The organism is Glycomyces lechevalierae (genome assembly GCF_027622945.1).
Classification (GTDB): domain Bacteria; phylum Actinomycetota; class Actinomycetes; order Mycobacteriales; family Micromonosporaceae; genus Glycomyces; species Glycomyces rutgersensis.
The window spans coordinates 155,453-179,117 of the sequence record NZ_JAPZVQ010000001.1 but is presented as its reverse complement, the minus strand read 5'-3'; the positions used below and the strand labels follow the sequence as shown (position 1 = coordinate 179,117).

The window sequence follows — 23,665 nt, the reverse complement described above, 5'->3', positions numbered from 1 at the left end:
CCGCTCACCGCAAGTGCCGCTTGGTCTTCGCGGTCGGCGGCACCGAGTACGGGTCCTCGGGCCACGGGTGCTTGGGGTAGCGGCCGCGCATCTCCTTGCGCACGTCCCGGTAGGGCCCTTCCCAGAACGACTTCAGGTCGGCGGTGACCGCGAGCGGCCGCCCGGCCGGGCTGAGCAGGTGCAGGAGCACGGGGACGCCCGCGATGCGCGGCGTGTCGACGGCGCCGAACATCTCCTGGAGCTTGACGGCGAGCACGGGGGTCCCGCCGGAGTAGTCGACGCGGGCCTCACGCCCCGTGGGCACCGCGAGCGCTTCGGGGGCGGTCTCGTCGATGCCGGCCTGCCAGGGCAGCAGGTTCCGCAGGGCCTGGCCGACCGGGAGGCGCTCGACGTCGGAGCGGCGCCGGGCCCGCGACCACCACGGCTCCAGCCAGTCGGTGCCGGCTGAGAGCGCGGCGTCGGAGACGTCGGCCCAGGGTTCGCCGAGTGCGCGGTGGCAGAACGCCATGCGTTCGCGCAGGCGCTTCGCGTCGTCGGACCAGCGGAGCAGGCCGAGTCCTTCGCGCCGCAGCCCTTCGGCGAGGGCTGCGGCGACGAGTCCCGGATCGGGCTGTCGCAGCGGTTCCGACGACACTTCGATCGCGCCGAGGGACCGCACGGTCCGGGCGGCGACGTCGCGGCGTTCGGCGTCCCACTCGACGCGTTCGCTCACGGTGTCCCCCACGAGTTCGCAGGCGAGCTCGCCGTCGATCGGGACGCCCGCGCGGATGATCGCGGCGGCGCGGCCGGGGGAGCGGTCGGCGTCGGCGATGGCGAGCCAGGGGCTCCCGGCGAGCGAGGAGTCTTCGGCGGCGACCGCGCCGGTCCCGGCGACGGTGCGCCACTGCCCGGCGCTCGTCGGCACGCCCGTGCGGTTCGCGTCGGCCCGGCCCTTGATCGGCGTGAACGCCGCGCCCCCTTGCCGTTTGGCGACGCGCTCGGGGAAGGCCAGGGCGATGACGGTCGCGGCGGCCTCGTCGTCGCCGACCGGGCCGCGTCGTCCTCCGGGGGCGGTCTCGTTGCGGGCGTTCGCGAGTGCGCGGGTCAGGCGTTTGACCTCGGACTCCCATTGGCGGTCGCGGTGGACGCGGAGTCGGCGCCATTGGGCGAGGAGGTCGTCGCCGCGTGCGCGGCGGTCGAGGTTGAGGAGCGCGGCGACTTCGGCGGCCTTCTCGGCGCCGACGCGGGCGGCGCCGTCGAGGAGTGCGCGGGCCAGGCGCGGGTGGACGCCCATCTGGGCGAGGGCGCGGCCGCGTTCGGTGGCCATGCCGTCGTCCCCGATGGCGCCCAAGGAGAGCAGCGTCGCCTCGGCCGCTTCGACCGCCCCGGCGGGCGGCGGGCCGGGCAGGGCGAGGTCGGCGACAGGGGTGCCCCAGCAGGCGGCCTGGAGGCGGAAGGCGGTGAGGTCGGAGCAGGCGACGTCGGGGGCGGGCTGGGCGGCGCGGCGGGCGTGCTCGGCTTCGCTCCAGCACCGCCAGACCGCGCCGGGGCCTTCGCGTCCAGCGCGGCCCGCCCGCTGGTCGGACGAGGCGCGGGAGGCGTACGCGGTGGTCAGGCCCGGCAGGCCGCGGGCGTGGTCGATGAGGGGGCGGCGGGCGAGGCCGGCGTCGACCACGATGCGCACGCCGGGCACGGTGAGGCTGGATTCGGCGATGTCGGTGGCGAGGACGATCCTGCGGCGGTCCCCGATGCGCTCCGCAGATTTACGGCTCGCAAGCGACGCCGAGAGCGCGCGGTCCTGCTCGGCCGACGAAATCGAGCCGTGCAATTGATATATATCGACACCGAGGTTTTCGTTTGCCAAGTGGGACAACCGCTCGGCGACGCGACGGATCTCGGCGGCGCCGGGGAGGAAGACCAGGAGGTCGCCGTCGTCGGCGTCGAGGGCCCGTTCGACCGTGTGGGCGACGTGGGCGAGGAACCTGGGGTCGACGCGCAGGCCGTCAGGGGCGTTGAGGCGGTCTCGCGGTGGGGCCCAGTGCATCGCGACGGGGTGGCGCATCGGCTCGGAGCTGACGGCGGGCGCGGGGGTGTCGCCGCTGCCGAGGAGGCCGGTCCAGAGGTCGATGTCGGCGGTGGCGGAGGCGGCGACGAGGCCGAGTTCGGGGCGGAGGATCTGGCGGGTCTCGGCGAGGAAGGCGCAGGCGGTGTCGGTCTCGAGGTGGCGTTCGTGGCATTCGTCGAGCACGACCAGGTCGACGCCGGGGAGCTCGGGGTCGGCGATGAGGCGGTTGAGGAGGACGCCGGTGGTCACGACCTCGACGCGGGTGGCGGCGGATCGGCGCGTCTCGCCCCGGATCTGGTAGCCGACCCGTTCGCCGACCTTCTCGCCGAGGATCGCGGCCATGCGGGTGGCGGCGGCGCGGGTGGCGAGCCGCCGCGGTTCGGCCACGAGGACGCGGCGCTGTGGCATATCACGTGTCACACATGACGCGGCAGCTCCTGTGGAGGGATCGTCCACGGGGATGAGGCCCGCGAGGGCGAGCGGTGCGAGGGTGGTCTTGCCGGTGCCGGGCGGCGCGGCGAGCACCGCGGTTCCGGTGCGCGCCACGGCCTCCAGGAGGGCGGGCAGGGCTTCGCGGATCGGCAGCTCGGGCAGCACGGGCGGTTGCGGCATCCGCCCATTCTCGCCGAGCGGTCCGGGAGGGCGCGGCGAGAGGTGGCGAATGTGAACGGCGGTTCCCGGCAAATCGGGCATCCGCTGGGTCCCCTGAATCAAGGGTGCCCTGCGGGTGTGACATGCCGCGGGGTGTCCCGCCCCGCGTTCGGGAGTGTCGCGTTCGAGGGGCGCAGGCGGGTGATCGCCTCGGATGTACGCCCCCTGTTCGGGAGCGTCGCCTCGCAGCGGCCCCGGTCAGTGTGGTCGCGCCGGGGTACGGCGATGCGGTGCGGCTCGAGAGGTCGAGCCGCACCGGGGCTCAGCCTTCGAGGTTGCCGTCCGGGCAGGAGTCGTCGTTGGCGACGTACTCGAGCGTGATCTCCGTGTCGTAGCCGACCTCGGAGCCGCCTTCGGGGGTCTGGTAGAGGACCTCGCACGTGCCGTGGTCGCTGCTCTCGGGCGCCGTCGTGGTCGAGAAGACCGCGGTGTACCCCTGGTCATCGAGGTCCGAGAGGGCGTCGTTGACGTCCCAGCCGCTGTAGTCCTCGAGCTCGACGAGCTCGGGCTCCTCATCGGCCGTCGTCTCCTCGTCGGTGTTCTCCTCGTTGTCGCCGTTGTTGTCGTCAGAGTTGTCCTCTTCGGCATCGCCCTGGGAGTCGTCGCTGGTCGCTTCGGCGGCCTCGGTGTCCCCCTGGCTCTCCTCGGCGGCCGAGGAGCTGCCGGTGTCCTCGCCCGCGGCGAGGTCGCTGTCGTCGTCGGACTTGTCCCACGGCTTGAGCAGGAACATGGCGACGATGAGCACCGCGATGCCCGCCACGACGACCAGGATCGGGCCGGTCGGGTTGCGCTTGGGCTGCTCGGCCTCGCGCGGGGGCGGCAGCGGGCGCTCGGGGGCGCCGCCGGTCCGGTACTGGCCGGTCCCGGGGGTGCTGCCGTAGTCGTCGTGCTGGACGGGTTGCACCGAGGTGTGCGCGGGGGCGACGCCGGCGGCCATTCCCGGGGCCATGCCCGGCGTCATGATCTGCGTGGACTGCGCCTGCGGCGACTGGCCGTAGGGGCTCGGCGCAGGGGCGAGGATCGTCGTCGTGCCGCCGCCCATGCCGCCGGACTTGCAGACCTGCGCGAGCTCGGCGGCCGAGGCGAACCGCTGCCGCGGGTCCTTCGCCAAGCACCGCATGATGATCTGGGCGACGGGCCCGGGGACGTCGGGCGGGAGCGGACCGGGCTGGCCGGTGAGGTGCCCGGCGATCGCGGCGGTCGGCTCGTTCCCCGCGAACGGGGGCCGCCCGGCGAGGCATTCGTAGCCGACGATGCCCAGCGAGTACAGGTCGGTCGCGCCGGTGAGCTGCGCGCCCTGGAGCTGCTCGGGGGAGGCGTAGGCGAGGGTGCCCATGACGGTGCCGGTCTCGGTCAGCCCGGCGCCGCCCTTGGCGGCGGCGATGCCGAAGTCGACGATCTTGACGCTGCCGTCGGAGCCGACGAGGAGGTTCCCCGGCTTGATGTCGCGGTGGATGATGTGGGCCTGGTGGGCGACGTCGAGGGCTTCGGCCGCCGAGGCCATGATCTTCAGCGTCTCGTTGGGGGAGAGCCGGCGGCGCTCGCGCAGCACGGTGTCGAGCGCCTGGCCGCGCACGAGCTCCATGATGAGGTAGGAGACGAGGCCTTCGGGCGCGTGCTCCTCGCCGTAGTCGTAGAGGCTGACGATCCCCGGCGACTGGAGCTGGGCGACGGCCTGGGCCTCCTGGTGGAAGCGGGCGCGGAACCGGTCGTTGCCCGACAGTCCGGAATGGAGGAGCTTGACGGCGACCACGCGGTTGAGCCGGGTGTCGGTGCCGCGCCACACCGCGCCCATGCCGCCCGCGGCCAGGCGCTGCTCTAGGCGGTAACGGCCAGCGATCAGGTTCCCGGGTTCCACCCTCGGCCTCGCTTCTGATTCGGGGAGCAGGGGACGTGGGAGAGCTTAGTCGGGAGGCGCGAGCCCGCCCGAGGGCGTCCGGGCGCAGCGCGGCCCGCGGAGCACCGCCGCAACGTGTGACATGTGATATGGCACTGCCCTGAGTCGTTCGGGCCCAACACGACCGGCCCGCGCGCTCACAGCGCGTCGTCGACCGGCTCCAGGGTCAGGCTGATCGAGTTGATGCAGAAGCGCGCGTCGTCGGGGTTGTCCCAGCCCTCGCCGTAGAACACGTGCCCCAGGTGCGAATCGCAGTTGGCGCAGCGCACCTCGGTGCGGCGCATCCCGAGGCTGCCGTCCTCGAGGAGCCGCACGCGGTCGCCGGCCATCGGGGTCCAGAAGGAGGGCCAGCCGCACCGGGAGTCGAACTTCGTGTCGGAGGAGAACAGCTCCGAACCGCACGCGCGGCAGCGGTAGACGCCCCGGCGCTTCTCGTCGACGTACTCACCGGTCCACGGCGCCTCGGTGCCGCCCTGGCGCAGCACCTTGTACTCGTCGCGGCTGAGCTGCTCGCGCCACTGCGCGTCGGTCTTGCTGTCCTCGGCCATGCCTCAAGTGTAGGAGCCCGAGCGCCCGTCGTCCGCTTCCCCGGGCGCCGCCCCCGTCCACCGGCCGCGCCGCGCGCGGCGCCTCCTCCTCCCGCCGTTCGCATCGGCTCCGGAACGCCGAGGCGCCCTGAGCCCGCGTCGCCGTTCCGGCGGGCGGCTAGGATCGGGCCCATGCGGTACCTCCTTGGCGACTACACCACTGAAGGCGGCCCGGGCCTCGTCGTGGCCGGGCCCGACGGTCTCGGCGCGGCCGCGCCGGTGGTCAACCCGTCGTGGGTCCACGTCGGCCCCGAAGCGGTCTACACCCTCACCGAGACCGAGCCGGGCTTCGCCGCGGCCTGGCGCCTCGGCGAGGACTTCGCGCTCGACCGGGCCGGCCAGGGCCAGTCCACCGGCGGCAACAACCCCTGCCACGCCACTGTGGACCCGAGCGGGCGCTGGCTGCTCGTCGCCAACTACGGCAACGGCGACGGGGGCGGCGCCTCGGTCGCGGTCCTCCCGATCGGCGAGGACGGCACGCTCGGCGAGGCGGCCGACGTCGTCAAGCTCGCCGGGTCCGGTCCCGACGCGGACCGCCAGGCCGGACCGCACGCGCACCAGGTGGTATGTCACATGGGACGCGTGCTGGCCGTGGACCTCGGCTCGGACCGCGTGCACGCGTTCGACCTCGGCGAGGACGGGAAGCTGACGCTCGCCGGGACCACGCAGCTCGAGCCCGGCTTCGGCCCGCGCCACCTCGCGTTCCTCGGCGACCGCGCGGTCATCGTGGGGGAGTTGGCGAACGCCGTCGCGATCGGCGCGTTCGACGAGCACGCCGCGACGTTCTCCTTCGGTGCGCCGATCCCGCTGCCCGGCGGCGAGGTCGCCGATTACGCGGCCCTACCCGACATCGGCGTCGAAGAGGACGCGGCGCAGCCGCTGCCGGCCGCCGTGGTCCCCGACCCCGAGCGCGGCCTCGTCTACATCACCGTGCGCGGGACCGACCAGGTCGCCGTGATCGACCCGGCCGAGCGCCAGCTCGTGCGCTCCGTTCCGGTCGGCGGCGCGTGGCCGCGCGACGCGGTGCTCACCGCCGACGGCACGCTCCTGGTCGCCTGCCAGCACTCCGGTGCGGTCGTGCGGGTCGACCCGTCGGGCGCGGCCGAGCCGGTGACCGAGTGGAGCGTCCCCGGCGTCACCTGCGTGGCTCCGCTCACATAAAACGTTCCCACCAGGAAAATTTGCGCCTGCTGCAAAATTTCTTCATTTGCATCTTGTGAACGCGAGTAACCTCCACTAGGGTTGCTCTCATGACCGACCGCACCGGACTCCGCGAACGCAAGAAGGCCGCCACCCAGGCGGCTCTCTCCGCGGCGACCTTCCGGCTCGCGATCGCGAAGGAAGGGCTCGGGAACGTCACGGCCGAGGAGATCGCCGCCGAAGCCGGCGTCTCGACCCGCACGTTCCACAACTACTTCGCCTCGAAGGAAGCCGCGCTCCTGCACGACTTCAACGAGACCACCAACGCCCTCCTCGCCGACCTGCGCGAGCGGGCCGCGACCCAGCCGATATGGGACGCGATCCGCGACGCCGCCATCGCCATGCACCTCGACGAGAAGTTCGACCTCGAGACGATGCGCTGCCGCGAGCAGTTGATCCACAACTCGCCCTCGCTCATCAAAGAGCAGTCGGGCCAGTTCATGGAGTTGTTCTCCGAGGCGATCGGCATCGTCGCGGAGGCCACCGGCGCCGCCACCACCGACCTCTACCCCCGCCTCGTGCTCGGCAGCGCCCTGGTCTGCATCAAGACCACCACCGAGCACTGGCTCGCCGACCCCGGCGACCGCACCCTGCCCGAGGCGATAGCCGAAGGCTTCGCCGTCCTCGAACGCGGCATCACCCAGCCGCCCTCCTTGCCCGGGAACTGAAACCGCCCGCGAGCCAAGTCGACAACTGAACAGCACTCCAGGAAACCCGCCGCCGAAGCCGTCGGCGAACACCACCCGAGCCGACCGGTCCCGCCGCCGCACACCCACTGCGACACACCACGCAGCGCGTGCGGCGGGGCCGGACGGCGAACCCTGTAAGGAGCACCCAGCGTGGCCACCTTCCTCTACCGTCTCGGCAGAGGGTCCTATCGACTGCGATGGCTCGTCCTCGCGATCTGGATCCTCATCGTCGGCGGCGTCGGCGCCGCGGCGGCGACCATGCAGCAGGAGACGAACCCCGAGTTCGTCCTCCCCGGCACCGAATCCCAGGAGGCCTTCGACCTCCTCGAAGAACGCTTCCCCGAGGCCAGCGCCGACGGCGGCAGCGCCCAGATCGTGCTCGAGGCCGAGAACGGCGAACCGCTCACCGCGGACGCCAACAAGGCCGCGATCGACAGCCTCGAGCAGACCATGCTCGACTCTCCGCAGATCGCGACGGTCACCAGCCCGTTCGCGACCGACGAGGCGGGCAACCCGGTCGGCATGATCTCCGCTGACGGCCAGACCATCGCCGTCATGCAGGTCACCTACGCCGAGCCCTCGATGGAGCTCGACGAGGGCACCATCGACTACCTCGAAGACGCCGTGGCCGACACCGAGGACGCCGGCGTGCGCGTCGAGGTCGGCGGCGACGTCCTCCAGGCGATGCCCGAGACCGGCTCCACCGAGCTCATCGGCATCGGCGTCGCGCTCGTGGTCCTCGTCGTCACCTTCGGCGCCCTCCTCGCGGCGGGCCTGCCGATCATCACCGCCGTCCTCGGCGTCATGCTCACCACCGCGGGCATCCTCGCCGCGACCTCCTTCATGAACGTCAGCGAGTCCACCGGCACGCTGGCCTCCATGATCGGCCTGGCCGTTGGCATCGACTACGCGCTGTTCATCCTGTCGCGCTTCCGCAGCGAACTCGCCAAGGACAGCCGCGTGGAGGACAAGCGCGCCCGCGCCGAGGCCATGGGCCGCGCCGTCGGCACCGCCGGCTCCGCCGTGTTCTTCGCCGGCCTGACCGTCGTGATCGCGCTCCTGGGCCTGTCGGTCGTGAACATCCCGTTCCTGACCGAGATGGCCGTGGCCGCCGCCGTCACCGTCGTCATCGCCGTGTTCATCGCAGTCACCCTGCTTCCGGCGTTCGCCGGGTTCACCGGGAAGCGGATCTTCACCAAGCGGCAGCGCCGCCGCATCGCCGAGGGCCTGCACGACTCGAAGCCCAACGGTGGCAAGCGGTGGGCCGGGTTCGTCACCCGCCACCCGATCCTGGTCGCCCTGGTCGGCATCGTCGGCCTCGGCACGCTCGCCTACCCGGCGCTCGACCTCGAACTGGGCCTGCCCGACGCCGGCTCCTCCGGTGAGGAGACCACCCAGCGACAGGCGTACGACCTCATCAGCGAGGGCTTCGGCGAAGGCTTCAACGGCCAGCTCATCATCGTGGGCGACCTCGAAGACGGCGTCGACGCCATGACGGCCGCGCAGAACATCACCGACGAGCTCAACGGCATCGACGGCATCGCCGTCGTCGGCCAGGCGTTCCCGAACGCCGACCTGGACACCGTCATGGTCACCCTCATCCCGGAGACCGGACCGTCCGACCACGCCACCAACGAGCTCGTGCACGAGATCCGCGGCGCCCTCGCCGACGACACGGACGCGAACTGGTCGGTCACCGGCGCCACCGCGCTCAACATCGACATCTCCGACAACCTCAACGACGCGCTGCTGCCGTACATGCTCATCGTCGTCGGGCTCGCCGCGCTCATCCTGCTGCTGGTGTTCCGCTCGCTGCTCGTGCCGGTCATGGCCACGCTCGGGTTCATGCTCAGCGTGTTCGCCGCGCTCGGCGCGCTCGTCGCGGTCTTCCAGTGGGGCTGGATGGCGGAGCTGTTCAACGTCGACCAGCCCGGCCCGATCATGTCGATGATGCCGATCCTCATGATCGGCCTCGTCTTCGGCCTCGCCATGGACTACCAGATCTTCCTGGTCACCCGTGTGCGCGAGGCCTATGTCCACGGCGCCGACCCGAAGCAGGCCATCGTGGAGGGCTACGGCCACTCCTCGCGGGTCGTGGTCGCCGCCGCGCTCATCATGATCAGCGTCTTCGCGGCGTTCATCTTCAGCGGCGAGGCGATGATCGCGGCGATGGGCTTCGGCCTGGCCGCGGCCGTCATCTTCGACGCGTTCGTCGTCCGCATGGCGATCATCCCCGCGATCATGGCCCTCGTGGGCCGCGGCTCGTGGTGGATCCCCAGGTGGCTCGACCGCATCCTGCCGAACGTGGACGTCGAAGGCGACAAGCTCCAGGAGCACCTCGCCCAGGACGCCCCGCACGAGGACGAGCGCGAGCTCGTCGGAGCGTCCAAGTAGCCGATGCCTGAAGGGGACCGGGCCAGCCCCCGGCCCGGTCCCCTCCGGCACTCGGCGAACGGGGGACTCATGATGGTCTTCTTCTGGGCGATGCTCATCCTCATCGGCATGGTGGTCGCGGACTTCTTCGTCCCGATGCTTCCGAGCGCGACGCTCGTGACCGCCGCCGCCGGGCTCGTCTTCGGCAACCCGCTCCTCATCGGCGTGCTGCTCGTGGGCGCCGCCGTCGCCTCCTGGCTCGGCGAATTCCTCGGCTACCGCCTGTTCCGCACCCTGCGGACGGGACTGGCGCGCCGCAGCCCGCGCGCGGTGCGCGGACTCGTCACCGGGACCGTGGCGAAACTCGAAACCCTCCTGCAGCGCACCATCAGCGACCATCCCTATCGGACGACGATGGTGGCGCGGTTCCTCCCCGCCGGGCGCACCGCGCTGGCGTGGGCGGCGGCCGGCACCGCCAAGCCGCCGTACGCGCGCATGGCCGCCCTCGGCGGGGTGCTGTGGGCCGTGTACTCGGTCAGCCTCGGCCTGGTGATCGCGTGGATCGCCGGACCGGGGCTCCAGTCGCTCGTCGGCTCGGTCGTCACCATGGCAGCCGTGGGCCTCTTCCTCGGCTGGCTCGCCCGCCGCTGGCAGCGCACCCACCCGGACCTCCCGGTCGCCGACACCGGCCTCACGGCCGTCGCGGCCCTGCCCGCGCTCTCGTCCACGGACGACACCCCGGACGACGCGAGCGGAACGGCGGCCCGCGCCGCCTGAAGTGGCATATCACATGTCACACGGCACCAGGGCCCGTCCGAGGCCCGGCGAAGCCCACACCGGCTTCGACCGGCGCCCGGGCGGGCCCTGACGCCGTCCGCAGCCCCGCGAAAGCCCCCGCATCCGGCATGGGTTCGCCGGGACCCCTTGCCCCGACCGGGCCGCGTTGATAGCGTCTGCCAGCGTGACTTCACCGCAGCGCATCTTCGGACCGCTTGACCACAGCTACACCGGGTGGGCCTCGGCCGCGCTCGCGATCGGGAGGCCCGCCGCCGAACTGGCGTTCCAAGGCCCCGAGGCCATGCCGGTCACCATGTCCAACCACTCCCACGCGGAGGACTGGTTCGAGCTGCTGACCCGGCCCCTGTGGGGCCTGGCCGCCGCCAAGGACGCCGTCCCCGACGACCTCTGGGCCGCCTACGCCGCGGCCCTCACCCGCGCCCTCGATCCCGCCGACCCCTGGTACGTGGGCGCCGGTGGCGGCCAGCGGCTCGTCGAATCCGCCTCCGTCGGCTGGGCCCTCTCCCTCGCCCCCGAGAAGCTCTGGGACCCCCTGGCGCCCAAGGCGAAGGACGTCGTCGCGGCCTGGCTCGGCGAGGCCTACCTCGCCACCCCGGCCGACATGAACTGGCACTACTTCCCGGTGTTCGCCGGGCACGGCCTCACCCGCATCGGCATCGCGCACGACCCGGCCGTCGCGACGGCGCATCTCGAGCGCATGGGGGACTTCGCCCTCGGCACCGGCGTCTTCGAGGACGGCCCGGGCGGGCGCGTCGACTACTACAACCCGTTCGCCTTCCACACGTACGCGCTCCTGCACTACAAGCTCACCGGCGACGACCGGTACGTGCCGAACGCCTCCGCGTTCGCCCGCAAGTTCCGCTCCTGGTTCGCCGCCGACGGCGCGGCCGTCCCGTACGGGCGCAGCCTCGGGTACCGGTTCGCGCAAGGGTGCCTGTGGGGCGCGCTGGCGGCCGCGGACGTGGAGGCGGTGCCGTGGGCGGAGGCGGCCGGGTTCAGCCGCCGCCACCTCGAATGGTGGTGGGACAAGCCGATCCTCGACCCCGAGGGGCGGTTGACGGTGGGGTACGCGTACCCGAACAACGCCGTCGCCGAGCAGTACCTGACCGCCGGTTCCCCGTGGTGGGCGACGAAGGTCTTCGCGGGCCTGCTGGCGCCGGCCGACCACCCCTTCTGGACGGTGGAGGCGGCCGTGCCGGGCCCGGGCGTGGAGCCGCACAAGGCCGCGCGGGCGGTGCACGTCCGGGACCGCGCCGGCAACGTGACGCGGCTGAACGGCCAGGCGTGGGTGCCGTGGGCGCGCACGGGCGAGGCGGCGTACGGGAAGCTCGCGTACTCGACGCTGGCGGGGTTCTCGCACGCGACGGGCGGTCCGGGCCTGGAGTCGGCGGTGCCCGACGGGGCGCTGCTGCTCTCCGAGGACGGGCGGCACTGGCGCGGCCGCGAGGACTCCGACGAGGGCGCGATCGACGAGAGCGGCGTGCTCACCGTGAACTGGCAGCCGTGGGAGGACGTGACGATCACGACCTCGCTCGAGGCGGCCGTGGACGGGTGGCACGCCCGGGTGCACGTGATCGAGACGGGGCGGGTGCTGCACACGGGGGAGGGCGGCTGGTGCGTCCCGAAGGACGGCCACGTCTCGGAGGTGGACGGCGCGCGGGCGGTGGTCTCGAGCCAGGGTCTGCGCTCGGAGCTGATCGACAGCACGGGGGACCGGGAGGCGGCGGTGATCGAGCCGATGCCGGGCACGCACTTGTACTGGCCCGCAACGGCACTCCCGGTGCTCAGAGGCGTCCTCGAACCGGGCAAGCATGTCCTGAAATCTCTGATATATATCGGCTCCGAGGTTTAGAACCTCTCTTAGAAAAACAGACAAAAAGACTGAAACGTGCGCGGCTTCGCCGCGCTCTCATCAAGAGAACGACTGCGAGCCCGGTCACGATCGCGATCCGGGTGTCACATTCGGCGGCCCTGTTCGGCTCTTGGAGTGCGACCGAGAAACGAGGAGGGCCGCCGTGAACGCAGTACCCGCTCCGCCCGCCGTGGTGTTCGCCGAGCACCGCGAGCTGCTGTTCGGCATCGTCTACGGGATGCTGGGCACCGTCGCCGACACCGAGGACGTGCTCCAGGACGTCTGGCTCGCCTGGGAGCGCCGTTCGCACGGCGCGCCGATCGAGCATGCCCGCGCCTATCTGGTGCGGGTGGCGATCAACGCCGCGATCGCGCGGCAGGAGGCGGTGAAGCGCCGCCGCGAGACGTACATCGGGCCTTGGCTGCCCGAGCCGGTGATGCGGGAGACCGCGCCGGACGCGGCCGAGCCCGCGCTGCGGGCCGAGTCGGTGTCGTTGGCGCTCATGGTGGTCCTGGAGTCGCTGACGCCGGCCGAGCGGGCGGTGTTCGTGCTCGCTGACGTCTTCGGCTACGCGCACACGGAGATCGCCGAGCTGCTGGGCCGCTCGCCGGCGTCGGTGCGGCAGCTCGCGCACCGCGCCCGGTCCCATGTGCACGCGCGGCGGCCGCGGTTCGCGGTGGATCCGGCGGTGCACCGGCAGGTCACCGAGCGGTTCATGGCGGCGGTGTCGGGCGGCGACCTCGATGCGCTGCTGGGCCTCATGGCGCCTGACGTGGTGCTCACCTGCGACGGCGGGGGCCTGGCGCCCGCGGCCGGGCCGCGGCCGCTGCGCGACCCCGAGCGGATCGCCGAGCTGCTGGTGAGCCGCAGGTTCCGCCGCTCGGAAGGGCTCGAGATCGAGTTCCGTCCCGTGAACGGCTCGCCGGCGGCGCTGATGCTCCGCGAGGGCCGCGTCGTCGGCGTCCTCATGCTCGACCTCACCCCGGCTCTCGACCGGGTCGCCGCGGTCTACGCGGTCACGAACCCAGAGAAGCTCACCACGCTGCACTGATTCCCGCGCAAGGGAACGCGCCGATGCCGCCGTCGCGGCATGGGTCGGCCGTGCCCTGCCTTCGCAAGCCACCACACCCACCACAACAAAGGAGTCCTCCCATGTCCACCCTGTATCTCGTCCTCGCGATCACGTTCGGCGTCCTCAACCTCGGTTCGGGGATCGGCGCGATGGTCCGGCTGAAGGTGATCCTGCCGTTGATGGACGGCGCGCACGTGTCGCATTCGATGCTGGTCTTCCCGATCGGGGTCCTCAAGGTCCTCGGCGGGCTCGGGCTGCTCGCCGGCCTGGCGTACCCGCCGGTCGGCACGGCCGCCGCGGCGGGACTCGTGCTGTTCTGGACGTGCGCGGTCCACACGCACGTCCTGGCGAACTTCTGGCCGAAGGAGACGGTCGGGACCTTCACGTTCCTCGCCTCGTCGATCGCGCTCCTGGCCCTCGGTCTCGCCATGTGAGCGAGGCGTTCACCGCCCGGCGGGGCGCGGTTCTCCCGGCAGTCTTGAACATTTCGCATTATTCGGGCAATCTGATTGCGCCATAACCGAAGCCGAGCCCACTCTCGGCCGCGAGACCTCTGGAGCCACATGCACCTCCCGCCCCGCCTGGCGGCGCTCACCGCGCTGACCTCGCTCGCCGCCCTCGCCTTCACGGCCTCGCCCGACCCGGCCGAGGCCCAGGAGGCCGCGCAGAGCGGCGACCTCTCCGTCCTCTCCTACAACGTCGCGGGCCTGCCGCTCGGGCTCGGCGACGGCGACCCCGAGACGAACACGCCGATCATCGGCTCCCGCCTCGGCTCGTACGACATCGTGCACGTCCAGGAGGACTTCAACTACCACGCGGCGCTGTACGCGGCGGACGACCACCCGCACCGGACGGCCACCAGCGGCGGCGTGCCCTTCGGCGACGGCCTCAACACCTTGTCGGACATGCCGTTCGAGGACTTCGAGCGCGTCAAGTGGGACGACTGCGCCTCGGGCTCGGGCGACTGCCTGACCCCCAAGGGGTTCACGTTCATGCGCGCCCGCCTCGCCGAGGGCGTGTGGGTCGACCTGTACAACCTCCACACCGACGCCGGGAGCGACGCGGCCGACATCGCGGCGCGGGCGAAGAACCTCGCGCAGGTATCGGCGTTCATGGCCGAGCGCTCGGCCGGGAACGCGGTGATCGTGTACGGCGACACCAACACCCGCTACACGCGCACCGGTGACGGCATCGCCGCGTTCGCGGCGGGCAACGGCCTCACGGACGCGTGGGTGGAGCTCGTGCGCGGCGGCGATGCCCCGGACGAGGGCGACGAGGCGCTCGTGTGCGAGGACGCGACGGTCGACGCGACCTGCGAGGTCGTCGACAAGGTCCTGTACCGCTCCGGCGACCACGTGAAGCTCGACGCCGGCCAGTACCGCAACGACCACGCCGCCTTCCGGGACGGCAGCGGCAAGAACCTCTCCGACCACTACCCGATCGCGGTCGACTTCTCCTGGTCGACGGGCGGGGACTTCACGTTGAGCGACCAGTTCGGCGGCCCGCACGGCGACTTCTTCACCGATGTGGACGACCTCGACGCCGGCGACGCGGCCCGTGTGCTGCGCCTGCGCTCCGGCGAGCGGATCGACCGGATCGGCGTCACCCTCGCGGACGGCACCGTCCTCGACCACGGCGGCAGCGGCGGCTCCCTGCGCGAGCTCACGCTGGCGGCGGGGGAGTACCCGACGGCCCTGCGCGTCTGCCAGGCCCAGCACGACGGCCACACGCGGATCTTCTACGCCCGCTTCACCACCAGCACCGGCCGCACGCTCGAAGGCGGGACCGCGACGGGCGACTGCGCGACGTTCACCGCCCCGTCGGGCTGGCAGATCGCGGGCTTCCACGGCCGCGCCGCCGCTGCGGTCGACAAGATCGGCGTCGTCTATACCCGCCGCTGACGCGTCAGGGCCCCGCTCAGCCGTACTCGTCGTGGACGAAGTAGCCGAGCGGGGCGCTGATGACGGTGAGCGCGATGAACCAGCCGAGGTAGCCGGGGTCGGCGCCGTGGAGCAGGAAGCCCATGGCGACGACCACGCCCAGGAGGATCACCGCGAGCGCCCATTGGAAGAACGCCAGGACAATGTAGATCCAGTACTGGGCGGCGGCGATGAGCGCGCCCGCCGCCCCGGCAAGGAGCATCGAGACGCCGAACGCGACGATCCCCCACAGCAGGTTGTCGAACGTCCGCTCGGACCAGGCGCTGACGCTCGCCCATGCTGACGCGACTCCGTCGGCCTCCTGGGTCCCGGTGTCGACGGGTTCCGGTTCGGCCGCTTCGGTCTCCTCGGCTTCAGTGGTTTCGGTGGTGGCGTCCGGGGTCGGGTCGGTGGCCTGCTCGGTGACGCTGGTATCCGGGGCGGTGCTCGGGGCGAGGGTCCAGCCCTGCTGCTCGAGCCACTGCTGGCCGCCGAACAGCGCGAAGATGGTCGCCACTCCGGAGAGGAACGCGACGGTCCAGGCGAGGCCCTTCACGAACGTCGACACAGGGCTCCGAACCTCCAAAAGCGGGACGCGCGACCGTCCCTCGCGGGCACAAGGTGGGTGGGGAAGACCGACGCCGATCCTATTGCCACGACGCCACTCGCGCGGTACACGCCCGGCGCGCTCCCTTTGGGGTTGGGGCCGTCTCAGCAGAGTCGCTGCTCGCCTGCAATCGAGTATCGAAGGGGGCGAATAGGATCGGTGCCTGGCGCAACCGGGTGGTGAGGGTGGCGCGTGGAGTAGCCGTACGCGAAGGCAGTGGGCCCGTGAGGTTGGCGGGAATCGACGAGAACGCGGAAGGACCATGCGATGGGCGCTTCAAGACAGACCACCGATGAGCGGTTCCAGAAGGTCGACAACTACCGGAGCGACGACGGCCTCGCGGCCCGGCAGCGGCTCTTCCAGTACAAGACCCCCGACCACGATCTCCCCGGTGTGGTCATCGGCGCGGTCTCCGGGCGGCCGCAGCGGGTCCTCGATGTCGGCTGCGGCAACGGCCGGTATACGAGTCGTCTTCGTGAGGCCTTTCCTGACGCCGAGGTGATCGGGGTCGACCTGGCCTCGGGTGTCCTCGAGAGCGTTCCGGAGCCGACGGTGGTCGCTGACGTGGCCGATCTGCCGTTCGAGGACGGTTCGGCGGATGTGGTGCTCGCGATGCACATGCTCTACCACGTGCCGGACATTCCGGCGGCGCTCGATGAGTTGCGGCGGGTGCTGGCGCCGGGCGGGGTCCTGTTCGTGTCGACACTCGGTGCCGATGACAAGCAGGAGTACCTGCCGATCTGGCGAGACGCCTCGACGTCCGCGCTGGGGACCGAGGTGCGGCAGGCTCTCTCAGTGGTGATCGAGCGGTTCTCGCTGGAGGCGGCCGAGTCGATGCTGGCCGAGCGGTTCGCGTCGGTGGTGCTGCACGATCTGCCGGGTGTGATCGCGCTGCCTGAGCCGGGGCCGCTGGTGGCTGCGTTCCGGTCTGAACAGGACTTCACGGCCCTGCCCCCGGAGGACTTCGAGCGGTTGATGGTCGCGATCGAGCGGCAGCTCGACGAGCATTTCGTCGAGCACGACCTCCTGCGCATCACCACCCATTCGGGCATCCTCGAATGCCGGGACGCCAAGGGTTAGCGTCGGCGACGCCCGTGGTGGGGCTCGGGGACGATACGGCGTCGGAGGTTCGGGCGTTCTGGGCGCTTCGAGGGCGCGACATCGGGGTTTGAAGTCGATACGATCGCAGGTGGCCTGGCGGTTTGACGGCTCTTGGAGGCAGTGATGCGCAATGCCGAGATGGCGAAGCTCAGTGGGCTCGTGGGGACGTGGCGGTTGACGATTGCCGATGCGTGGTTCCTGGAGCCGGCGGGGACGACGGTGCCGGGGGAGGCGGTCGTCGAGTGGGTCGGGGAGTCGCTGCTGATGATGCGGTTGAGTTTCGATGAGGGGCATGCGCATTCGCGGGGGGCGTACGTGTTCGGGCGCAGTGACGCGAACGATCGGTTCGTGGCGCTCTATGAGGACGATCGCGGGGTGTGCCGGGAGTTCGCGATGACGTTCGGGGCGGGGGAGTGGACCTTGCTGCGGGAGGATCCCGATTTCCATCAGCGGTTCATCGGTGAGGTCGGGGACGACGTGATCCGGGGGCGCTGGGAGGCGTCGGAGGATGCGGGTCTGCACTGGCGCAAGGATTTCGACTTGGTCTTCGAGCGCGTCTAGGCGGGTGCGTTCGGTTCGGCGGTGTGAGCCTCGCTTCAGATCGTTCGTGGGACTAACGAATATGTTATCGTTAGTGTCATGAACGTTAGTCGCTCGAACAATTGAGCGGCGCATGCGAACCCCGGGAGAGAACCCATGAGCACCAACGGCACCGCCATCACGCCCTTCCGCATCGACGTCCCGCAAGCCGACCTCGACGACCTGAACGACCGGCTCGCGCGCACGCGCTGGCCCAACGAAGTCGCCGACGCCGGGACCGACTACGGGTTCCCGCTCGCGCGGCTCAAGGCGCTCGCCGAGTACTGGCGCACCGGCTACGACTGGCGCGAGCACGAGGCGAAGCTCAACGAGCTGCCGCACTTCACCACCGAGATCGAAGGCCAGAACATCCACTTCGTCCACGTCAGGTCCGCGAACCCCGAGGCGGTCGCGCTCGTCCTCACGCACGGGTGGCCCGGTTCGTTCCTGGAGTTCCTCGACGTGATCGAGCCGCTCTCGCGCGACTTCCACCTCGTGATCCCCTCGATCCCCGGCTACGGGTTCTCCGGGCCGACCCACGAGCGCGACTGGGGCGTCCCGCGTGTCGCCCGGGCCTGGGCCGAGCTCATGCGCCGCCTCGGGTACGAACGCTATGGGGCGCAAGGCGGCGACTTCGGCGCCGGCGTCTCGACCGCGCTCGGCGCCTGCGCGCCGGAGCACGTGATCGGCGTGCACGTCAACTACCTGCCGACCCGCCCCGACCCCGACGCCGGGGTCGAATTGTCCGCATCGGACGAGGCCCGGCTCGACACCGTCCGGAGCCTCGTGGCCAACCGCCCGCCCTACCAGGCCCTGCAGGCCCTCACCCCGCAGACCATCGGGTACGCGCTCACCGACTCTCCCGTGGGCCAGCTCGCGTGGATCGCCGAGCGGTTCGCGCAGTGGACGGACCCGGCCACGCCGGTCAGCGATGACCGGATGCTCACCGACATCTCCCTGTACTGGCTCACCGCGACCGCCGCCTCCTCGGCGCGCCTGCACCGCGACACGCCGCGCGGCGCCCCCGGGGATCCGTGCCGGGTGCCGCTCGGGGTGGCGGTGTTCGCGCACGACATCACGCTGGCCGTGCGGCCCCTCGCCGAGCGGCTCTACGACATCCGGCACTGGTCGGAGTTCGAGCGCGGCGGCCACTTCGCCGCGATGGAGGTCCCCGAACTGCTGGCCGAGGACGTGCGAGAGTTCTTCCTCGCACGACTCAAAAACTAAGGGGCGCTAGGCGAGTCGGGGGGGGGGGGGGGGGGGGCGGCCCCCCCCCCCCGCCCCCCCCCCCGCCCCCCCCCCCCCCCCCCCCGCCGCCCGGCCCCCCCCCCCCCGCCCCCCCCCCCCCCCGCGGCGGGGGCGCACGGCTTGCGGCCCAAGGCTGAACAACCGGTGGGAGGCCCCGGCCGCAGGGGTGCTGGGGCCTCGTCATCGGGCTAGCCGCAGGCGACGGTCGGCCAGTTCCAGTTGCCGTTGGCCTGGATGGTGAGGCCGAAGGTGTTGCCGCTGCCGTTCGGGGTGGCGACGAGCTGCTGCGCGGTCGGGTAGGAGGCGTTGCAGTTCCAGGTCGCGATGACCTTCGCGGGCGAGGGGATGTTCAGCGTGGTGCGCCAGTCGCTCTTCCCCGAGACGGTCACGTTGAGGTTGTAGCGGTCGCTCCAGCGCTGGCCGGCCGAGAGCGTCGCGGTGCAGGTGCCGCCGCCCCCGCCGCCGCCGCCGGTGGTGCCGATCGTGATGTTGGAGCTGCCGCTGGACTGGTAGCCCTCGGTCGCCAGGACCATGTAGTAGTTGAAGGACCCGAGGTTCAGGCCCGCGCGCGCCCACGCGTCGAAGTGGGTGCCGGTGTTGATGGTGCCGCCGGTGCGCTTGGACTGGCGGACGCTCCAGTACTGGTCGAAGGTCTTGGTGCCCTCCACGGACGGCTGGTTGTAGCGGGTGGTCTTGTAGATGTCGTACGTGCCGCCGTCGTCCGTGACGGTGCCGCGGCGGTCGTTCCCGCCGGGGCGGTAGGTGCCGTAGTTCTCGACGATGTAGTACTCGACGAGGGGGTTCGCGGTCCAGCCGTAGAGGGCGAGGTAGCCGTTGCCGGGGGAGTTGAAGCTGCCGGAGTACTGGACGGCGCGGCGGCCGCCGTTGGCCCAGCCCTTGCCGCCGACCCAGTTGTTGACGCCGTTCCAGGAACTGCTGTAGTTCCCGCCCGCGCCGAGGGTCATCGAGGCCGCGCCCTGGGTGTCGGTCCAGAACGAGTAGTAGTACCCGTCGTGCGTGCCGGTCTGGTTGGTGTTGACGACCTGCTGGGCCTGGGCCGTGCCGGGCAGGAACAGGCCGGTGGCGCCGATCGCGAGCGCGCTCGTGCCGCCGAGCAGGAGGTTGCGGCGGCTGAAGAGGCTGGGGGGCGGGTTGTGCTCGGACATCCGTACTCCTCGGAAGGGTTTGTCCGGCCTGCGGGAAGGACAGGTCGGATCGAGAGGCTTCTATCTCTCGATAGGGACCATCGTGGACCGCGCCCTGGAACGTGTCAATAAGTTTCGGAGAAGTATCGGAATATTTCGATCTTGAGAGCGGGCAATCGATCGCCATTTGCACTGCTGGGGAGCGATCTTCAACGAGAACCCTCGGAATCGGTCACCTGATCACCGTGAGTCGATTGAGGAGTGACTCCGAAACTTCCGGAAATTATCAAACGCGAATGTTCGCGTACAGCAGCATGTCCCGACGGACGCCGCCGATCGCCTGACGGCTCCGCAGCAGCCCCTCACGGGCGTAGCCGGCGCGCTCGGCGGTCCGGATCGACCCGGCGTTCCACGGCTCGATGTACAGCTCGATCCGGTGCAGGCCGGGCACGGTCCAGCCGAACGCCGTGAGCGCCACGAGCGCGTCCGCCGCGTACCCCCGCCCGCGCGCGGACGGCGCGACCGAGTACCCCGCCGAGGCCCGGCCCTCGCCGAGCTCGCGCAGCCACAGCCCGCACTGCCCCACGGCCGCATCCGTTTCCGCGTCCGCGATCGCGAACGAGAAGCCCGTACCCTCCTCGTAGCGGGCGTGCTGCCGGTGGATCCACGCCAGCGCCTCCGCCTCGTCCGCATGCGGCGGCAGCGTCCCGATCGTGGGCACGTACGGGTCGGTCGCGAGCTCCCGCGCCATCGCGAGGTCGCCCTCGCGGGCCTCGCGGAGCACGACGCCGCCGTGCGCGGGCGGCGAGAGCGGCCAAGGGGGCAGCGGCGGGTTCGAGGACATCGCGCCATTATCCACACCGCGCCCCGGCCCGCGCCGGACGCTCATTGGCCACATGGCCGAAGCGCCCGCGGGTCCACCGAGGACACGATGAATCCATGGAAACCTCCCTGCTCCGCCCCGAACCCCGACCCCGCCGCGAATGGCCGATCGCGGCCGGGCTCCTCCTCCTCGCCTTCGTGCCCGCCCTCGCCGGCGCCTTCCGCGTCACCGAGATCGCCTCCGGCGCAACACCAACCGCCGAGAACGCCCGGTTCATGCAGATGCCGCTGCCCGTGGTCGTGCACATCGTCGCCGCCCTCGTCTACGCCACGATCGGCGCGTTCCAGTTCCTGCCGCGTCTGCGCCGCAGGCACAACGCCTGGCACCGCTTCGCGGGCCGCTACCTCCTCGTCCCCGCCGGGCTCCTCGTCGCCGCCTCGGGCCTCTGGATGACCGCGTTCTACGACACCCCCGCCATCGACGACCGCGCGGTCGCCGCCTCCCGTTACCTCGTCGGCGGGCTCATGCTCGCGTTCCTCGTCCTCGGCGCGGCCGCGATCCGCCGCCGCGATTACGCCGCCCACGGCGCCTGGATGATGCGGGCCTACGCGCTGGCGCTCGGTGCGGGCACGCAGGTCCTCACCTCGGGCCCGCCCATGCTCCTCTTCGGCGAACCCAGCGAGCTCGCGCGGCTCCTCCAGATGGACGCGGCGTGGCTCATCAACGCGCTCGTGGCCGAACTGGTGATCGCCCGCAGGCGCGCCGCCTCGCGCAAGCCTGCGACGATGACCGCGTGATCGACATGGACGTGTCCCGTACGCTCCGCGGCGCGTGGGCCCGACCCCGCGCCGCCGGAGCCGACGGACCGAGACCGCGCGACCTGGTGCTCATCGCCGCCGTCGCGGCGGTGTGCGCCTTCGAAGGGGCCGTACGCCCCGACCTCGAATGGCGGGCCGCCACGGTCCTCGTCACGGTCGCGATCCTCGCCGTCCTGCCCTGGCGGCGCACCCGACCGCTCGCGACCGCGATCGCCCTCGCTGCCGCCACCTCGGCCTTCGCCCTCGCCCACACCCTCGCGGGCCTGGAACCGAACGCGCTCGTCGCCACCTTCGTGTTCCTCACCGTGCCCTACGCCCTGTTCCGCTGGGGCTCAGGCGGCGACCGCGTCATCGGCGGCACCGTGACCGCCGCCGGCCTGATCGTCTCGAGCGCGCTCGGCAGCGATCCGCTCGCGGATCTCGCCGCCGGGGTCGCGTTCATGGGCGGCGCGTGCCTCATCGGCGCGCTGCGCCGCGAGCGCCTGGAATCACGGGCGCGGCAGTTGGAATCGGTCCGGCTGCGCGAGCGCGAGGCGCTGGCCCGCGACCTCCACGACACCGTCGCGCACCACGTGTCGGCGATCGTGATCCGCGCCCAGGTGGCGGGCGCCGACCCCGCCCGAGTCGCCGAGTCCCTCACGGTGATCGAGCGCGAGGCGCAGGCGGTGCTGGGGGAGATGCGCTCGCTGGTGCGCACCTTGCGTGCGCCCGCCGATTTCGCGCCGACCGCGGGCCTGCCCGAGCTCGCCCGGCTCGCCGATCCGGGCCCGCCGCGGGTGGCCGTGCGTATCGAAGCCCCACAAGCACTCCCGGTCGTGGTCGCGTCGACCCTGTTCCGGATCGCGCAGGAGGGCGTCACGAACGCCCGCCGCCACGCCCGCGGCGCGTCCACTGTCGACATCGAGGTCGTCGCGGACCCGGACGCCGCGCGCATCGTCGTCCGCGACGACGGCGCCCCCGCCCGCTCAGATGCGAACGGCGGCCACGGCCTGCAGGGAATGGCCGAACGCGCGGCGCTCCTCGGCGGCGAGATGACCGCCGGCCCGGACCCGTCCGGCGGCTGGACCCTGCGGGCCGCACTTCCGTTGGGGGACCGGCGATGATCCGGGTGATCGTGGCCGACGACCAGGAGCCGGTCCGCACCGGCCTGCGCCTCCTCCTCGCCGCCCAGCCGGGCATCGAGGTCGTGGGCGAGGCCGCCGACGGCGTCGAAGCCGCCCGGCTCGCGCAGCGGGTCCGGCCCGATGTGGCGCTCGTGGACATCCGCATGCCGGGCCTCAACGGCATCGAGGTCACCTCGCTGCTCGCGGGGGACCGGGTCGCCGACCCGATCGCGGTCGTGGTCATCACGACCTTCGACCTCGACGAGTACGTGCACGGCGCGCTCCGCGCCGGCGCGAAGGGCTTCCTGCTCAAGGAGTCCGGCCCGCACCTGATCGCCGAAGCCGTGCGCGCGGCCGCCCACGGCGACGCGCTCATCGCCCCGCAGGTCACCCTCCGCCTCCTCGGCGAGTTCTCGCGCCCGAGCCGGAAGGTGCGCGAGCCGTCCGCGCCGCTCACCGCCCGCGAGGAGGACGTGCTCGCGCTCCTCGCCCTGGGCTTCACCAACACCGAGATCGGCGCGCGGCTCTTCCTCTCCCTCGGCACGGTCAAGGTCCACATCGCCGGGGTCCTCGCCAAGCTCGGCGTCCGCAACCGCGTGGAGGCCGCGATGTGGGCGTACGAGTCCGGCCGAGCCGGCGGGGACGTCAGTCGCGATCGCTGACCTGTTGGGGCGCAACGGGCCGGTACAGGCCGACGAGGACGCCGTAGCGTGCTTCGCCTTCCTCGTCGGGGAGTTCGTGCACCAGCGACTCCAGGGTCGCGCGCAGCCGCTGCGCCTGGGCCCCGCTCAAGCGGACGCCCCGCAGCAGCATGAGCGGGTCGTCGTCGGTGAGCATGCCATCGGCGACGGCCGCGAGGAGCGCTCTCGTGGTCTCTCCGCTGTCGAAGCGGAGCCGTGCGGCGGTGCGCTTGAAGCGCTGCTCGGTCCCGCCCCTGACCCGGCGGGTGCCGTCGAGCTGCACGAGCCCGGCCTCGCGCAGCACCTTCAGGTGGTGGCCGGCGCTGCCCTTGCTGATGCCGAGCTCGGTCGCGAGCCCGCTGAGCGTCGCGCTCTCCCGCCCGAGCGCGAAGAGGAGCCGGTGGCGCACGGGATGGCCGAGCGCCCGGTACTGCTGCGGGGTCGTGAGGGTCAGCTCCTCGGTCTCCGGTGCGTCCATG

At 71.9% G+C, this 23,665-nt stretch carries 21 protein-coding genes; 14 read left to right on the top strand and 7 right to left on the bottom strand.

From position 1 onward, the window contains the following. Positions 1–4: 4 nt before the first annotated feature. The 3 genes from hrpB to msrB form a co-directional block, all read right to left on the bottom strand. Positions 5–2,656 carry an ATP-dependent helicase HrpB gene (gene hrpB, locus O2L01_RS00820; protein WP_270119566.1) on the bottom strand — a complete coding sequence of 884 codons (2,652 nt, stop codon included), beginning with the start codon at positions 2,654–2,656 and terminating at the stop codon, positions 5–7. A 301-nt stretch (positions 2,657–2,957) separates the two neighbouring features. Then, positions 2,958–4,553: a serine/threonine-protein kinase gene (locus O2L01_RS00815; protein ID WP_270119564.1), complete on the bottom strand. Its 1,596-nt coding sequence runs from the start codon at positions 4,551–4,553 to the stop codon at positions 2,958–2,960. Between the two features lie 176 nt (positions 4,554–4,729). Further along, positions 4,730–5,140 carry a peptide-methionine (R)-S-oxide reductase MsrB gene (msrB, locus tag O2L01_RS00810; protein ID WP_270119563.1) on the bottom strand — a complete coding sequence of 137 codons (411 nt, stop codon included), beginning with the start codon at positions 5,138–5,140 and terminating at the stop codon, positions 4,730–4,732. A 171-nt stretch (positions 5,141–5,311) separates the two neighbouring features. Here msrB and O2L01_RS00805 point away from each other — a divergent pair, with 171 nt between their 5' ends. The 8 genes from O2L01_RS00805 (at position 5,312) to O2L01_RS00770 (ending at position 15,064) form a co-directional block, all read left to right on the top strand. Then, positions 5,312–6,340 carry a lactonase family protein gene (locus tag O2L01_RS00805; protein WP_270119561.1) on the top strand — a complete coding sequence of 343 codons (1,029 nt, stop codon included), beginning with the start codon at positions 5,312–5,314 and terminating at the stop codon, positions 6,338–6,340. A gap of 89 nt (positions 6,341–6,429) precedes the next feature. Next, a complete protein-coding gene (locus O2L01_RS00800; RefSeq protein ID WP_270119560.1) occupies positions 6,430–7,047 on the top strand; it encodes an acyl-CoA-like ligand-binding transcription factor in 618 nt (205 codons plus the stop codon). A gap of 171 nt (positions 7,048–7,218) precedes the next feature. Further along, complete coding sequence (locus O2L01_RS00795) at positions 7,219–9,462, top strand: MMPL family transporter (protein WP_270119559.1); 2,244 nt, start codon at positions 7,219–7,221, stop codon at positions 9,460–9,462. Positions 9,463–9,531: 69 nt separating this feature from the next. Then, complete coding sequence (locus O2L01_RS00790; protein WP_270119557.1) at positions 9,532–10,218, top strand: DedA family protein; 687 nt, start codon at positions 9,532–9,534, stop codon at positions 10,216–10,218. A gap of 184 nt (positions 10,219–10,402) precedes the next feature. After that, entirely contained in the window at positions 10,403–12,091 is a 1,689-nt protein-coding gene (locus O2L01_RS00785; RefSeq protein ID WP_270119556.1) for a DUF2264 domain-containing protein, read from the top strand. Positions 12,092–12,254: 163 nt separating this feature from the next. Further along, positions 12,255–13,142 (top strand): sigma-70 family RNA polymerase sigma factor, encoded by an 888-nt coding sequence (locus tag O2L01_RS00780; RefSeq protein WP_270119555.1) that lies wholly within the window; start codon positions 12,255–12,257, stop codon positions 13,140–13,142. A 101-nt stretch (positions 13,143–13,243) separates the two neighbouring features. Further along, the gene (locus O2L01_RS00775; protein ID WP_270119554.1) at positions 13,244–13,597 is read left to right on the top strand and encodes a DoxX family protein; all 354 of its coding nucleotides are present in this window, start codon (positions 13,244–13,246) and stop codon (positions 13,595–13,597) included. Positions 13,598–13,726: 129 nt separating this feature from the next. Continuing rightward, positions 13,727–15,064 (top strand): jacalin-like lectin, encoded by a 1,338-nt coding sequence (locus tag O2L01_RS00770; protein ID WP_270119553.1) that lies wholly within the window; start codon positions 13,727–13,729, stop codon positions 15,062–15,064. Between the two features lie 16 nt (positions 15,065–15,080). Here the strand turns inward: O2L01_RS00770 and O2L01_RS00765 are convergent, their stop codons facing one another. Then, a complete protein-coding gene (locus O2L01_RS00765; protein WP_270119551.1) occupies positions 15,081–15,650 on the bottom strand; it encodes a hypothetical protein in 570 nt (189 codons plus the stop codon). A 306-nt stretch (positions 15,651–15,956) separates the two neighbouring features. Between O2L01_RS00765 and O2L01_RS00760 the strand changes: the two genes are divergently transcribed. From O2L01_RS00760 to O2L01_RS00750, 3 genes are all read left to right on the top strand, one after another. Then, the gene (locus tag O2L01_RS00760) at positions 15,957–16,769 is read left to right on the top strand and encodes a class I SAM-dependent methyltransferase (RefSeq protein WP_270119550.1); all 813 of its coding nucleotides are present in this window, start codon (positions 15,957–15,959) and stop codon (positions 16,767–16,769) included. A gap of 144 nt (positions 16,770–16,913) precedes the next feature. Next, a complete protein-coding gene (locus O2L01_RS00755) occupies positions 16,914–17,351 on the top strand; it encodes a hypothetical protein (RefSeq protein ID WP_270119549.1) in 438 nt (145 codons plus the stop codon). A gap of 135 nt (positions 17,352–17,486) precedes the next feature. Continuing rightward, positions 17,487–18,596, top strand: a complete 1,110-nt coding sequence (locus tag O2L01_RS00750) for an epoxide hydrolase family protein (RefSeq protein ID WP_270119547.1) — start codon at positions 17,487–17,489, stop codon at positions 18,594–18,596. A 209-nt stretch (positions 18,597–18,805) separates the two neighbouring features. On the opposite strand, the gene O2L01_RS00745 is transcribed toward O2L01_RS00750, so the two are convergent. Continuing rightward, the gene (locus O2L01_RS00745) at positions 18,806–19,783 is read right to left on the bottom strand and encodes a glycoside hydrolase family 11 protein (protein ID WP_270119545.1); all 978 of its coding nucleotides are present in this window, start codon (positions 19,781–19,783) and stop codon (positions 18,806–18,808) included. A gap of 265 nt (positions 19,784–20,048) precedes the next feature. Beyond that, entirely contained in the window at positions 20,049–20,606 is a 558-nt protein-coding gene (locus O2L01_RS00740; RefSeq protein WP_270119543.1) for a GNAT family N-acetyltransferase, read from the bottom strand. A 95-nt stretch (positions 20,607–20,701) separates the two neighbouring features. On the opposite strand from O2L01_RS00740, the gene O2L01_RS00735 reads away from it, so the two are divergent. Genes O2L01_RS00735 through O2L01_RS00725 form a run of 3 tightly spaced genes read left to right on the top strand, consistent with a single transcriptional unit; the run spans position 20,702 to position 23,168 of the window. Beyond that, positions 20,702–21,382 (top strand): DUF2306 domain-containing protein, encoded by a 681-nt coding sequence (locus tag O2L01_RS00735; RefSeq protein ID WP_270119541.1) that lies wholly within the window; start codon positions 20,702–20,704, stop codon positions 21,380–21,382. A 5-nt stretch (positions 21,383–21,387) separates the two neighbouring features. Beyond that, entirely contained in the window at positions 21,388–22,506 is a 1,119-nt protein-coding gene (locus O2L01_RS00730) for a sensor histidine kinase (protein WP_270120471.1), read from the top strand. Then, positions 22,503–23,168 carry a response regulator gene (locus O2L01_RS00725; RefSeq protein ID WP_270119540.1) on the top strand — a complete coding sequence of 222 codons (666 nt, stop codon included), beginning with the start codon at positions 22,503–22,505 and terminating at the stop codon, positions 23,166–23,168. The genes O2L01_RS00730 and O2L01_RS00725 overlap by 4 nt, the downstream gene beginning before the upstream one ends. Here O2L01_RS00725 and O2L01_RS00720 read toward each other — a convergent pair. Continuing rightward, positions 23,152–23,664 carry an ArsR/SmtB family transcription factor gene (locus tag O2L01_RS00720; RefSeq protein ID WP_270119537.1) on the bottom strand — a complete coding sequence of 171 codons (513 nt, stop codon included), beginning with the start codon at positions 23,662–23,664 and terminating at the stop codon, positions 23,152–23,154. The two genes, O2L01_RS00725 and O2L01_RS00720, sit on opposite strands and share 17 nt — an antisense overlap. Position 23,665 lies beyond the last annotated feature (1 nt).

Coding starts and splice junctions, on each gene's coding strand:
- hrpB (WP_270119566.1), bottom strand. CDS start 2,656: ATGCCGCAACCGCCCGTGCTGCCCGAGCTGCCGATCCGCGAAGCCCTG.
- msrB (WP_270119563.1), bottom strand. CDS start 5,140: ATGGCCGAGGACAGCAAGACCGACGCGCAGTGGCGCGAGCAGCTCAGC.
- O2L01_RS00805 (WP_270119561.1), top strand. CDS start 5,312: ATGCGGTACCTCCTTGGCGACTACACCACTGAAGGCGGCCCGGGCCTC.
- O2L01_RS00800 (WP_270119560.1), top strand. CDS start 6,430: ATGACCGACCGCACCGGACTCCGCGAACGCAAGAAGGCCGCCACCCAG.
- O2L01_RS00790 (WP_270119557.1), top strand. CDS start 9,532: ATGATGGTCTTCTTCTGGGCGATGCTCATCCTCATCGGCATGGTGGTC.
- O2L01_RS00775 (WP_270119554.1), top strand. CDS start 13,244: ATGTCCACCCTGTATCTCGTCCTCGCGATCACGTTCGGCGTCCTCAAC.
- O2L01_RS00770 (WP_270119553.1), top strand. CDS start 13,727: ATGCACCTCCCGCCCCGCCTGGCGGCGCTCACCGCGCTGACCTCGCTC.
- O2L01_RS00760 (WP_270119550.1), top strand. CDS start 15,957: ATGGGCGCTTCAAGACAGACCACCGATGAGCGGTTCCAGAAGGTCGAC.
- O2L01_RS00755 (WP_270119549.1), top strand. CDS start 16,914: ATGCGCAATGCCGAGATGGCGAAGCTCAGTGGGCTCGTGGGGACGTGG.
- O2L01_RS00750 (WP_270119547.1), top strand. CDS start 17,487: ATGAGCACCAACGGCACCGCCATCACGCCCTTCCGCATCGACGTCCCG.
- O2L01_RS00745 (WP_270119545.1), bottom strand. CDS start 19,783: ATGTCCGAGCACAACCCGCCCCCCAGCCTCTTCAGCCGCCGCAACCTC.
- O2L01_RS00740 (WP_270119543.1), bottom strand. CDS start 20,606: ATGTCCTCGAACCCGCCGCTGCCCCCTTGGCCGCTCTCGCCGCCCGCG.
- O2L01_RS00735 (WP_270119541.1), top strand. CDS start 20,702: ATGGAAACCTCCCTGCTCCGCCCCGAACCCCGACCCCGCCGCGAATGG.
- O2L01_RS00730 (WP_270120471.1), top strand. CDS start 21,388: ATGGACGTGTCCCGTACGCTCCGCGGCGCGTGGGCCCGACCCCGCGCC.
- O2L01_RS00725 (WP_270119540.1), top strand. CDS start 22,503: ATGATCCGGGTGATCGTGGCCGACGACCAGGAGCCGGTCCGCACCGGC.
- O2L01_RS00720 (WP_270119537.1), bottom strand. CDS start 23,664: ATGGACGCACCGGAGACCGAGGAGCTGACCCTCACGACCCCGCAGCAG.